Origin of the sequence: Streptomyces sp. sk2.1 (assembly GCF_008120935.1) — a bacterium.
Lineage (GTDB): Bacteria > Actinomycetota > Actinomycetes > Streptomycetales > Streptomycetaceae > Streptomyces.
In genome coordinates, this window is sequence record NZ_RDBO01000020.1 from 1349018 (window position 1) to 1360696 (window position 11679).

General features: G+C 72.8%; 10 protein-coding genes. 4 read left to right on the plus strand and 6 right to left on the minus strand.

Annotation, left to right across the window (positions count from 1 at the left end):
• Window positions 1-154: 154 nt before the first annotated feature.
• On the minus strand, window positions 155-991 hold the full coding sequence (locus tag EAO76_RS09495; RefSeq protein ID WP_148835205.1) for a hypothetical protein: 837 nt from the start codon (window positions 989-991) through the stop codon (window positions 155-157).
• Window positions 992-1144: 153 nt separating this feature from the next.
• Here EAO76_RS09495 and EAO76_RS45980 point away from each other — a divergent pair, with 153 nt between their 5' ends.
• Together EAO76_RS45980 and EAO76_RS09500 are read left to right on the plus strand one after the other, a co-directional pair.
• Window positions 1145-1270: a hypothetical protein gene (locus EAO76_RS45980; protein WP_262375325.1), complete on the plus strand. Its 126-nt coding sequence runs from the start codon at window positions 1145-1147 to the stop codon at window positions 1268-1270.
• A complete protein-coding gene (locus EAO76_RS09500) occupies window positions 1267-2106 on the plus strand; it encodes an MOSC domain-containing protein (protein WP_148835206.1) in 840 nt (279 codons plus the stop codon). The genes EAO76_RS45980 and EAO76_RS09500 overlap by 4 nt, the downstream gene beginning before the upstream one ends.
• Before the next feature lie 102 nt (window positions 2107-2208).
• Here EAO76_RS09500 and EAO76_RS09505 read toward each other — a convergent pair whose 3' ends face one another.
• From EAO76_RS09505 to EAO76_RS09515, 3 genes are all read right to left on the minus strand, one after another.
• Complete coding sequence (locus tag EAO76_RS09505) at window positions 2209-4302, minus strand: LamG domain-containing protein (RefSeq protein WP_148835667.1); 2094 nt, start codon at window positions 4300-4302, stop codon at window positions 2209-2211.
• Window positions 4303-4520: 218 nt separating this feature from the next.
• Window positions 4521-5207, minus strand: coding sequence for a DUF4232 domain-containing protein (locus EAO76_RS09510; protein WP_148835209.1), 687 nt, complete (start codon window positions 5205-5207; stop codon window positions 4521-4523).
• A 144-nt stretch (window positions 5208-5351) separates the two neighbouring features.
• A complete protein-coding gene (locus tag EAO76_RS09515) occupies window positions 5352-6368 on the minus strand; it encodes a helix-turn-helix transcriptional regulator (protein WP_148835211.1) in 1017 nt (338 codons plus the stop codon).
• Window positions 6369-6455: 87 nt separating this feature from the next.
• On the opposite strand from EAO76_RS09515, the gene EAO76_RS09520 reads away from it, so the two are divergent.
• The gene (locus EAO76_RS09520) at window positions 6456-7679 is read left to right on the plus strand and encodes an MFS transporter (RefSeq protein WP_148835212.1); all 1224 of its coding nucleotides are present in this window, start codon (window positions 6456-6458) and stop codon (window positions 7677-7679) included.
• Here the strand turns inward: EAO76_RS09520 and EAO76_RS09525 are convergent.
• Window positions 7666-8124 carry a GNAT family N-acetyltransferase gene (locus EAO76_RS09525; protein WP_148835214.1) on the minus strand — a complete coding sequence of 153 codons (459 nt, stop codon included), beginning with the start codon at window positions 8122-8124 and terminating at the stop codon, window positions 7666-7668. The genes EAO76_RS09520 and EAO76_RS09525 overlap by 14 nt on opposite strands.
• Window positions 8125-8205: 81 nt before the next feature.
• Entirely contained in the window at window positions 8206-8856 is a 651-nt protein-coding gene (locus tag EAO76_RS09530) for a DsbA family protein (protein WP_148835217.1), read from the minus strand.
• Between the two features lie 132 nt (window positions 8857-8988).
• Between EAO76_RS09530 and pepN the strand changes: the two genes are divergently transcribed.
• On the plus strand, window positions 8989-11679 hold a 2691-nt coding region (gene pepN, locus EAO76_RS09535; RefSeq protein WP_148835668.1), incomplete at its 3' end, for an aminopeptidase N.

An 11679-nucleotide genomic window follows, 5' to 3' on the forward strand; every position in this document is an offset into this window, starting at 1 on the left:
CGATCCCCACCCCGGACATTCCCCACCGATCCCCACCCCGGACATTCCCCACCCCTTCAACTTCAACTGCCTGTCCACTTGCCGTGATCGCCGTAAGCATGCCGGCAGGACTTCGACCGAGGGTCCTCACGTCACGTCGTGCGGCAGGGGCGGGTCAGCCGGGCAGGGGGCCGCCGGCCTGCGGCACGGGGACGACCTCGCCGGGGGCCGGGGCCTTCGCCCGTACCGGCTTCCCGTGGTCCGTCAGGTCCATCGTCGCCTTGACGCCCGCCGGCCCCATGGGCCAGTCGAGGCGGGTGCGCACGATCCGTCCGTTCCGGTCGATCCAGGCGTCCGCGTACACGATGAGCTCACCGATCTGCTTCCGCGCGGTGGCGACCTTGGCCCTCATGTCCTTCGCCATCCGCAGCGTGACCGTCTTCTCGGTGAGCGTGCCGCGGTAGTGGACCGCGCGGACGCCGTTCACCGTCTCCTTGCCGACCTTCGAGATCCGGCGCATCTGTGCCACCTGGCGCAGGACGTGCTCGGGGTCGTTCATCGGAGCCCGCAGCGCGTAGTGGGCCTCCGCCTCGTCCCGGCGGATCGACCCCCAGGAACCCTCCATCTCGGCGAACCCGCCGAAGTAGACGGTGTCGCCGTCGAAGATCTCCTTCATGCGGGGCGAGGTCTTCCCGGGAACCGCCGGATTGCGGAGGTCGACCGCGAGGCGCCCCTTGTCGCCCGCCCAGTCGAAGTCGCCCTTGATCGAGATGACGTACCGGGTGGTGCCGTCCCCCAGCTCGATCCGCTCGTCGATCCGGGCGCTGCTCCGCTTCGTCGCGGCCACCGCGGCCCGTACCGTCGCCCCGTGGTCCGCCGGCGCGTCGGCCCCGGAGTCCTTCGCGTCCTTCCCCGCCGCTCGCGCCGCTCCCGATCCGGGTTCCGATCCCCCGGAACATCCGGCGCACAGCAGTGCCGCGGCGACGACGAGGGGGACAAGGGGGCGCTGCATCATCTCTCCACAAGGTGATGGACGGGCACCTGGGCGCCGCCGGTATCGAACGCGCGATCGTATCAACGCGGTTCCGGACCCCTCCGCCGACCGGCGCCATCGAGTCCCCAAAAGGAACTCATGTCGTGCGAGGTGGATGCGATGATGGGCGCCATGAATCCCGCTCCCGCCGCCCCCACGGACGGCTCCCGGGCCGGGAATCCCACCCGCCACATCCGCACCATCGCATCAGGCGGCATCGACGACCTCGAAGCGGCCGCTCCGGAGAGTGTCCTGTGACCATCACCGTTCACCGCCTCACCTACTACCCGGTCAAGGGCTGCGCCGGGACCACGGTCGACTCCGCGCACGTCCTCGGGACCGGCCTCGAACACGACCGCACGTTCATGGTGGTGGACGCGGTGGACGGCGCGTTCCGCAGCCAGCGCACGCACCCCGCCATGGCCGCGGTCCGGGTCGGGGTCCTGGAGGGCGGCGCGGCGTTGAGCCTGTCGGCCGAGGACATCGAGCCGTTGCGCCTGGACGTCGACCCGGACGGCCCGCGCCGCGAGGTCAGCATGTTCGACCGTCCTCTCGGCGAGGCCGTCGACCAGGGGGACGAGATCGCGGAGTGGTTCTCCGACGTGCTCGGCGCGAAGTCCCGCCTGGTGCGGGTGGCGCCCGGCTTCGACCGGGACGGCTGGGGCGACACCCCCGGCAAGGTCAACTTCGCGGACGCGCACGCCGTGCTGATCGCCTCGACTGCCTCGCTGGACGACCTCAACGCCCGCATCACCGCGGGCGGCGACGCCTCCCCCGTCCCCATGGACCGCTTCCGCCCCAACATCGTCCTGACCGGCAACGACGAACCCCACTTCGAGGACCGGGTGCGCCGGATGACCATCGGTTCCGTCGAACTGGCCCACTCGGTACGGGCGATGCGGTGCGCCGTCCCCATGGTCGACCAGGTCACCGGCCACCGCGCGGGCCCGGAACCGATCCGCACCCTGTCGACGTACCGGCGCGAACCGGAGTACGGCAACAAGGTCAGTTTCGGCGCGAAGAACGCGGTGGTGTGCGAGGGCGTCGTGAGCGTCGGGGACACGGTCGAGGTGGCGGAGTGGCTCGACGCGTGAGGGCCCCGGCCGGGCACCGTCCCGGTGCCCGGCCGAATCCGACGGCCCGCGGGAACCGGGGTTCCCGCGGGCCGTCGCGTCTCCCTGCTCAGTACTGACGGATCAGCACGGGCAGTAGTCCACGCCCGTGCCCAGGAACGGCACGTCCCGCTCCCGCAGCGCGCCGGAGTACGCCTGTACCTCGTCCACGTCCCCGTGGAGGTACTCGCCCCAGCCGTCACCGGCCTTGGCCCGGCCGATCTGGAGGGCGCCGGTGCTGCGCAGCCCGTGCGGGAGGCTCGCGGTCTCCTTGACGGAACCGTCGAGGAAGAGCGTGATCGTGTCGGCCCCGTCGTCGTAGACCACGGCGAGGCGACGCTCCTGACCACCCGCCGAGCTCTTGATCTGGGCCACCACCTTCTCGGGGGCCCCGGCCTCGTCCTTCTCCGGCATCACCAGCTGCCAGCTGTACGTGGACGGCTCGTAGCGCACCTTGAGCACGTCGGTGTGCTCGCCGGCCTGCGAGAGCACGGTCATCGGGCGGTCCGGGGCGGAGTCCGTCAGCCGCACCACGACACCGAGGGTGAAGCTCTCCGCGGTGTCCACGACGGGCCCGTCGGCGGCGGCGTACCCGGTCTCGCCGTCCAGACCGAGATGCCCGTTGCCGACCAGTGCCGGCGGCACGTAGGGGCAGTCGGGGTCCAGCTCCGGAATGCAGGAACTGTCGGAGCCCTGGTAGATCGAGGCTCCCGCGCCGAGCCGCAGCGGGGCGCCGCCCGACTGCTCGGGGCTCGTGCCGTCCGTCGCGTTCTCCAACGCCCAGCGGCCGAGCGACTTCGGCTTGCGCAGTGCCAGTTCGGTCACCTCGCCCGGCACCACGACCCGGTCGTGGACCCGTACGTCGCCGATGTCGCCGTGCCACCGGTCGCGGTAGCCGGCAGTTCCCCGCGCGCGGCCGATCTGGAACGCGCCGGCCGCTTCGGCGGGAGTCGCCGCCACCTCGGTGCCGACCTCGCGGCCGTTGACGTACAGCCGGGCGCGGCCCGTCTCCGCGTCGTACAGCCCCAGCAGATGGGCCCACTCACCGGTCTCGGGCGCGCCGCCGGACACCGTCGCGTCCCCGATCGCGAACGACCAGGCGGGGCCGGTCTCCCCGGTGCGCAGGCCGAGGGTGAAGCCGGGCCTCCCGTCCGCGTCCTGACTGGCGACGGTCATGTTCCGACCGGTCCCGGCGGGCCGCGCCCAGCCGCTGACGGCGAAGGACTCGCGGATGTCGGTGGCCGGGGCGTCGGTGGTGAGGAAGCCGTGGCCGCTGCCGTCGAGGCCGACCGTGGCGGTGGCCCCGGTGCCCGAGGGCGCCGGGCCGCCGAAGGTCACGCCGGTACCGGCCCGGGCGGCGGTGCCCGTCTCGGCGGCGGCGGAGCGGGAGCCCGCCGGGTCGTCCAGCTTCCAGCGGGCGACGGGGGCGCGCCCGGACTGCACGTTGAACTCGTACCGCGACTCCGCGCTCAATCGGCCCGAGCGGTCGACCGCGCGGACCGCCAGCCACTTGGGCCCCGAGGTGAGCGGCAGGTACGGAACGGTCGCGGGCCCGCCGGGCTCCCCGGCGGGGACCGTCCGGTAAGGGACGCCCGGGAATTCGTACCGGTACGACACCACGTCGTCGGAGGGCGAGTCCATGGTGAAGTGCCCGTAGACGCCGACCCCGTCCACCCAGAACACGTCCTGGGGGTATTCGGGGGAGCTGATCGTCGGCTTCTCGGGGCTCACGTCGTCGTACACGAACGAGCAGACCGAGCCGTCGCCCTCGTCGCTCCACGCGGAGGTCGCCTCGCCGTCGTTCGCGCGGACGTGCCAGGAGACGACCGTGTTCGCCGGGATGTCGTCCGGCACCGTCCAGGCGTGGCGCACTCCCGACAGCGACGTGTTGGTGGTGTGGGTACGGCGCTGCTCCGCCCCCGCCCCGTCCGTCCACCACACCTCGAACTCGCCCTTGACCAGGTTGGCCTCGGCGGGCTGGTTGTCCTCCTCCGGGTCGTACAGCGCGGCGCTGAGCCTGGGCGGCTGCGAGACGTACGTCGGATCGTCCCCGGTCGCGCAGGGACCGTTCTCCGTCTGGAGATCCTGAATCAGCGGCTGCTTCGGCGGCAGGTTGTCCAACGCCTGCGCCGGGCCCGCTGCCGTGGCCAGCAGTGCCACCGCGCAGCCGGCCACCACCGTCCGTCTGCGTCTGCCCGTTCTCCCTGATCCAGTCAACTGGCCCTCCCCTGTGAACGTTTCGAGGCCCGTGGAACGCACGGGCCGCCCGAAGCTAACAGAGGTCACCGACAATGCCGGAGGAATTTTCCCCCGCCCGCGGACGTGCGGAAACGGCACGACGGGCCCGGCAGCGGTCTGCCGGGCCCGTCGGACGTTCAACGAGCGTGTGGGGCTGTTCAGTTGGACGGAACCGCGTCCGCCGGGGAGGTGTGCCAGTTGGTGACGACCGGGGCGTCGACGACGATGGTGCCGACCTTCAGGGACACCGGGTTCGGGTCGCTGTCGCCGACGGCGACGATGATGCTGTCCAGCTCCTTGCCGCCGTCCTCCCCGGTGGTCTTCGGGTTCACCCCGGCGTAGGCGGTGGTGCTCCCGCTCAGCGTGATCTGCTCGCCGACGGCCTGCTCCGCGGGGCCCGCCTCGGTGCCGTCGGAGCCGAACGCCACGGTCGGCAGCGCGGCCGGCAGGACGCAGGTGATGCCCTGCTTCGCCTTCGCGATGATCAGGACGTAACCACCGGCCTGGGTCTCGGACCTGGTGCTCCAGGAGATGTCGTTGGCGCCGCAGACCTGCCCGACCGGCTCCCGCTCGCCGTTGCCGGTGTCGGCGCCGGAGCCGTCCCCGCCCCCGGTCCCCTTGCCCGCCGTGCCGGAACCCTTGTCGGCGCCCTTGCCCGAACCCTTCTCCGCGCCCTGGTCGCCGCTCCCGGCCGACGAGCCGGACGGGGTGGCCGAGGCCGACGAGGAACCCCGCGCGGCGTCGGTGTCCGTGGTCGCCTCCGAGTCCTGGCACGCCGTCATCAGCATGGCGCCGCCCACGAGGACGGCGGAGACGAGAAAGGCCTTGCGGCGGTTGCCGGACATGGAGATCCCCTTGGTGAGTCAGTGGTTGCGACGGGAACGGCATCGGCTTCCCGGTGCTCGCCCGATCACTATGAGGGGACGTCGTGCCGAGGGGATCCCGGCGTCTTCGTTCCAGGACCCCGCCGTCACGGACCGGTTACACGGTCACGCGACGAAGGGCCCCGGTCCGCGGGAGCCCCCTCGGCCGTCCCGTCGGGCGGCCCCCACCAGTACGTCGCCCGCGGCCGTACGGAAGTACAGGACCGAGCGGCCGGTGCGGCGGCGGTCCGCCAGGCCCGCGTCCAGGAGGACCTTGAGGTGACGGCCGACCGAGCCCAGGCCCTGGCCGGTCAGGGCCACGAGCTGGGTGGTGCTCTTCGGATCGGCGAGCAGGACCAGGACGGTCGCCCGCGCGGGGCCGAGGAGGCGCGACAGGCTGTCCGGGACCCGGACCCGGCCCACGTCGGCCAGGGCTCCGGAGCACGGGTAGACGATCGCGTACCGCCGCGCCTCGTCGTCCCAGGAGACCCAGCCCGAACGCCGGGTGACCGGGACGAACAGCAGCCGCACACCGGTCAGTTGCTTCGTCGGGTAGTCGTACGCGTTGATCCGGAGCCGCCCGTTGCCCAGCCACCGCATCTCCGGGCGCAGACCGCTCAGGGCGGCGGCCCAGCCACCCCGGCCCAGCTCACCGGTCCGCGCGACGACGTCCGCCTCGATGATCCGGCGACGGCGCGGCCAGTCGGGCAGCACGGTGCGGTGCCAGACCCACTCCAGGACGTCGGCGACGCGATGCGCCAGGTCGTCGCGGTCCAGGAGGGGCGGGAGGGGGCCGCCGCCGAGCGAGACCACGAGGTCGGCCCGGGCGCGTTCGGGCGTGGTCGCCCGGACCGGGGCCAGTTCCTCCTCGAAGGACGGGGCGCCCTCGCCCGTCGGCGTGGGCGTGACGAAGTCCGCGTTCCAGCTGCCGCCGAGCGCCACCGCGACCAGCAGCGCGGTCACCGGGTCGGCGGCCCGGCGGGCGCGGTGGGCGGGCAGGTGGGCGTCGAGCCAGGCGCGTTCGCCGGGGTGGTCGGGGCGGCCCCGCTCCAGGGCCTTCAGGGCGGCGACGGTCTCGGCGAGCGGCGATACGACGAACCGGCTCCCGGCCAGCGTGTCCGCGCTGATCCGCCACAGGCCCATGCCGCCACGCCTCCGCGCCCCGCCTCCAGGTTTCGCCCCCGTGCGAAACAGTAACGGTCGCCGCGCGTGTCCTTCGAGACTCCCCGCATGCGCACCTACCGGGAACTCTTCCGCACGCCGCAGTTCAAACCGCTCTTCGCGGCGGGCGCCGCCCACGTCGCCGGGTCCACGACGAGCGGGCTGGCCCTCGGCTCCCTCGTCTACGCCACGACCGAATCGCCGCTGCTCGCCGCCCTGTCCATGTTCGGCCCCTCGCTCGCCCAGGCCGTCGGGGCGACCGTGCTGATGTCGGCGGCGGACCGGCTGCCGCCGCGGGCCGCGATGACCGGCATGGCGCTCGCCTTCGGGACGGCCACCGCCCTCCTCGCCGTCCCCGGGCTGCCGCTGCCGGCCGTCTTCGCGATCATCCTGGTGAAGGGCATGATCGCCGCGGTGGGCGGGGGTGTGCGGTACGGGCTGCTCAACGAGGTGCTGCCCAAGGACGGCTATCTGCTGGGGCGTTCGGTGCTGAACATGTCCGCCGGCCTGATGCAGATCGGCGGGTACGCGCTCGGCGGGCTCCTGGTGGCGACGCTGTCCGCGCGCGGCACGCTGCTGGTCGCCGCCGCCCTGTACCTGGCCGGGGCGGCCGTCGCCCGGTTCGGACTGGCCCGTCGGCCACCGCGCGCCGCCGGGCGGCCCTCGGTCGCCGAGACCTGGCGGACCAACGCCGTGCTGTGGTCCTCGGGCCCGCGCCGCCGGACCTACCTCGCGCTCTGGGTGCCCAACGGGCTGGTCGTCGGCTGCGAGTCGCTGTTCGTCCCGTACGACCCCGGGCACGCGGGGCTCCTCTTCGCCTTCGCCGCGCTGGGGATGCTCGTCGGGGACGTCGTGATGGGCCGGTTCGTCCCGCACGCCCGGCGGAGGCGGCTGGGCACGCCGTTGCAGCTGCTCCTGGCCGCCCCGTACCTGTTCTTCGCCGTGCACCCGGCGCTCCCCCTGGCGTTCGCCCTGGTGCTGCTCGCCTCGGTCGGCTTCGCCGCGAGTCTGCTGTACCAGGAGCGGCTGATGGCCCTGACCCCGGACGGGATCACCGGGCAGGCGCTGGGGCTGCACTCCTCCGGCATGATCACCATGCAGGGCGTCGCGGCGGCGCTGGCCGGCACCCTCGCCCAGTGGACCTCCCCGGCCTCGGCGATGACCGTGATGGCGGCCGCCTCCGCCGCGGTCACCCTGGCCCTGGCCGCGGCGGAGCGCCGGGACGCGGCACGGACCGACGGCCGGCCCGCGGGCGGGAGGTCCGCGGGCCGGCCGGGGGTCAGCCCGTCGTGAGGTCGTACTCCAGCAGCGGCAGCACCCGCCCGGGGATCGAGCCGGACGGGGTCGCCCCGACCCGCACCGCGCCCATCGCGAGGTAGAACGGTTCCGCGTTCGGGTCCGCGTCGATGGTGAGGCGTACGAAGCCCAGGCGGCGGGCCTCCGTCGTGGTGTGCTCGAAGAGGAGCCGGCCGATGCCCCGGCCCAGCGCCTCCGGGGCGACGAACATCATGCCGGGGGCGCCCCGCGGCGGGGCGCCCTCCAGGGTGGTGAAGCCGAGGACCCGCCCGTCCTCCTCCGCGACCCTCGTCCGCAGCCGCCCGATGTCGGCGGGGCGCATGGTGAGCTCCTCGCGGCAGGCGGCGAGGAACTCCGCGTCGTATCCCCAATGGCCCTTCGACGCCAGGGCCGGCTCGGTCAGCTCCCCGGCCTCACCGTCGCGTGCCGGTCGTACGTCCATGTCCGTCCGCTCCCCCGCTCGGCCTCTTCCCGTACTGCCGCCCCGCCCCTTGCCGGGGCGGGGCGGGGCGAACCGTGCGGTTCAGTCGAAGATCGGGCCCTGCGTCCGGGTCCGCTTGATCTCGTAGAAACCGGGGATGGACGCCACCAGCAGCGTGCCGTCCCACAGCTTCGCCGCCTCCTCGCCCTTCGGGGCGGGGGTGACGACCGGGCCGAAGAAGGCGATCTGCTCGCCGTCCGCGCCCGGCACGGCGATGACCGGCGTGCCGACGTCCTGGCCGACCTTGTCGATGCCCTCCTTGTGGGAGGCGCGCAGCTCGGCGTCGTACACGTCGGAGTCCGCGAAGTCCGCCAGCTCGGCGGGCAGGCCGACGTCCTGGAGCGCGCCCAGGACCGCCTCGCGGGTGGGGCCCTCCCCCTGGTTGTGGAAACGGGTGCCGAGCGCGGTGTAGAGGGGGCCGACGATCTCGTCGCCGTGCTTCTGCTGGGCGGCGATGACGACCCGGACCGGGCCCCACGCCTTGGACAGCAGCTCGCGGTACTCCTCCGGCAGCTCGTCGAGCCGGTCCTCGTTGAGCACGGCGAGGCTCATCACGTGCCAGCGGACCTCGACGTCACGGACCTTCTCCACCTCCAGCATCCAGCGGGAGGTCATCCAGGCCCACGGGCAGAGCGGGTCGAACCAGAAGTCGGCGGGGGTCTTCCCGGTCGTCGCCGTGCTGTTGTCAGACATGTCTCTCCTCGTAAGAGCGTGCGCACCTGTGCGCGAGAACACCTTCGGGCGCACCGGTCATTCCCGCCTGCCGGGCCGAGTGGCGGCATGGGAGGATCAAAGTATTCGAACGTGACACAAAGGAGTGCGCCCGTGCCCGGTGAGAACCTGTCCCGCGACGAGGCCCGCGAGCGGGCCGAGCTGCTGAGCGTCGACGGCTACGAGGTCGATCTCGATCTGCGCTCCGCCCTCGGGGGACCCGACGGGGACGAGGAGGCCGCCGCGTCCGGTCCGCGGACCTTCCGCTCGGTGACGACCATCCGGTTCCGCAACGCGCGGGGCGGTGCGTCGACCTTCGCGGACCTGGTGGCGCCGGGTGTGAACGCGGTGACGCTGAACGGCGCCCCGCTCGACCCCGCCGTCGTCTTCGACGGCACGCGGGTGGCGCTGGAGAACCTGCCGGAGGGCGAGAACGTCCTGGTGGTCGACGCGCAGTGCGCGTACAGCCGGACCGGCGAGGGCATGCACCGGTTCGTCGACCCGGAGGACGGCGAGGTCTACCTCTACACGCAGTACGAGCCGGCCGACGCGCGGCGCGTCTTCGCGAACTTCGAGCAGCCCGACCTGAAGGCCCCCTTCCGCTTCACCGCGACGGCCCCCGAGGGCTGGACGGTCTGGAGCAACGGGGCCGAGGAGTCTCGGGAGGGCGGGGTCTGGCGGTTCGCCGAGACCAAGCCGATCTCCACGTACATCACGGCGGTCGTCGCCGGTCCGTACCACTACGTGACGGACTCCTACAGCCGCACGTTCGACGACGGCACGACGCTGGAGATCCCGCTCGGCGCGATGTGCCGCAAGGGGCTCGCCCGGCACTTCGACGCGGACGACGTCTTCCTGATCACCAAGCAGGGCCTGGACTTCTTCCACGACAACTTCGACTACCCGTACCCGTTCGGGAAGTACGACCAGGCGTTCGTGCCCGAGTACAACCTCGGCGCGATGGAGAACCCCGGCTGCGTCACGTTCCGCGAGGAGTACATCTTCCGCGGCAAGGTGACCCGGGCGGCGTACGAGAGCCGGGCCAACGTCATCCTGCACGAGATGGCGCACATGTGGTTCGGCGACCTCGTCACCATGCAGTGGTGGGACGACCTGTGGCTGAAGGAGTCGTTCGCCGACTTCATGGGCGCGTTCTCCATGGTGGAGTCGACCCGTTTCGAGAACGGCTGGATCACCTTCGCCAACAACCGCAAGTCCTGGGCGTACCGCGCCGACCAGCTGCCGTCCACCCACCCGATCACGGCCGACATCCGTGACCTGGAGGACGCCAAGCTCAACTTCGACGGCATCACGTACGCCAAGGGCGCATCGGTGCTGAAGCAGCTGGTGGCGTACGTGGGACGGGACGCGTTCCTGGAGGGCGCCCGGCGCTACTTCAAGAAGCACGCCTACGGCAACACCCGGCTGGGCGACCTGCTGTCCGTGCTGGCCGAGACGTCCGGGCGCGACATGACCGCCTGGTCGCGGTCGTGGCTGCAGACCGCGGGCGTCAACTCGCTGACCCCGGCGGCGACGTACGACGCGGCGGGCCGGATCACGGAGCTGGCGGTCCTCCAGGAGGCGGCCGAGTCCCACCCGGAGCTGCGGCCGCACCGGGTCGCGATCGGGCTGTACCGCCGCGACGCCGACGGGAGCCTGGTGCGGTACGCGCGCGCCGAGGCGGACGTGGCGGGGCCGCGCACGGTGATCGAGGAGCTGGCGGGGGCGGAGCGGCCCGAGCTGATCCTGGTCAACGACGACGACCTCACGTACTGCAAGGTCCGCTTCGACGAGGTGTCGCTGGCCACGCTGCGGGAGCACCTGGGCGACGTCACGGACCCGCTCGCGCGGGCGCTGTGCTGGTCGGCGCTGTGGAACATGACCCGGGACGGGCTGATGCCGGCCCGCGACTTCGCCGCGCTGGTACTGGCCTTCGCCGGGCGGGAGTCCGACATCGGCGTGCTCCAGATGCTGCACTCCTGGACCCGGACCGTGCTCACGCAGTACGCGGCGCCCGGGTGGCGCGCGGAGGGCGGCCGGGCGCTGGCCGAGGGCGCGCTGCGGGAGCTGCGGGTCGCCGAGCCGGGCAGCGAGCACCAGTTGGCGTGGGCGCGGTTCTTCTCGTCGGTCGCCGAATCGGAGACGGACTTCCAGCTGCTGTCGGGGCTGCTCGACGGGTCGGCCCGGATCGACGGGCTCGACGTCGACCAGGAGCTGCGGTGGGCGTTCCTGTCCCCGCTGGCCTCGCACGGGGTGGCGGACGAGTCGGTGATCGACGCCGAACTGGCCCGTGACGACACGGCGTCCGGCAAGCGGCACCAGGTGCGGTGCCTGGCGTCGCGGCCCTCCGCCGCGGTCAAGGCGCAGGCGTGGGCGGGCGTCGTGGAGTCGGACGCGCTGTCCAACGCGCTGGTGGAGGCGACGATCGCGGGCTTCGCCCAGTCCTCGCAGCGGGAGCTGCTGGCGCCGTACACGGACAAGTACTTCGACGCGATCGAGCGGGTCTGGGCCGAGCGGTCGATCCAGATCGGGGTGGTCGTGGTCAAGGGCCTGTTCCCGGCGCTCCAGGACGACCCGGCCACGCTGGCGGCGACGGACGCCTGGCTGGCCGCGCACGAGGACGCGGCGCCCGCCCTGCGCAGGCTGGTGCTGGAGTCCCGGGACGACCTGGCGCGGGCGCCGCGTCCTCGTGCGCGGCCAGCCAGGCGTCCGTCGCCGCCAGCGTGGCCGGGTCGTCCTGGAGCCACCCCGATCTGGATCGACCGCTCGGCACCCCGATCTGGATCGACCGCTCGGCCCAGACCC

What these genes read in the sequence shown, in the direction of transcription:
- EAO76_RS09495 (WP_148835205.1), bottom strand. Translation starts at nt 991, where the DNA reads ATGCAGCGCCCCCTTGTCCCCCTCGTCGTCGCCGCGGCACTGCTGTGC.
- EAO76_RS45980 (WP_262375325.1), top strand. Translation starts at nt 1,145, where the DNA reads ATGAATCCCGCTCCCGCCGCCCCCACGGACGGCTCCCGGGCCGGGAAT.
- EAO76_RS09510 (WP_148835209.1), bottom strand. Translation starts at nt 5,207, where the DNA reads ATGTCCGGCAACCGCCGCAAGGCCTTTCTCGTCTCCGCCGTCCTCGTG.
- EAO76_RS09515 (WP_148835211.1), bottom strand. Translation starts at nt 6,368, where the DNA reads ATGGGCCTGTGGCGGATCAGCGCGGACACGCTGGCCGGGAGCCGGTTC.
- EAO76_RS09520 (WP_148835212.1), top strand. Translation starts at nt 6,456, where the DNA reads ATGCGCACCTACCGGGAACTCTTCCGCACGCCGCAGTTCAAACCGCTC.
- EAO76_RS09525 (WP_148835214.1), bottom strand. Translation starts at nt 8,124, where the DNA reads ATGGACGTACGACCGGCACGCGACGGTGAGGCCGGGGAGCTGACCGAG.
- EAO76_RS09530 (WP_148835217.1), bottom strand. Translation starts at nt 8,856, where the DNA reads ATGTCTGACAACAGCACGGCGACGACCGGGAAGACCCCCGCCGACTTC.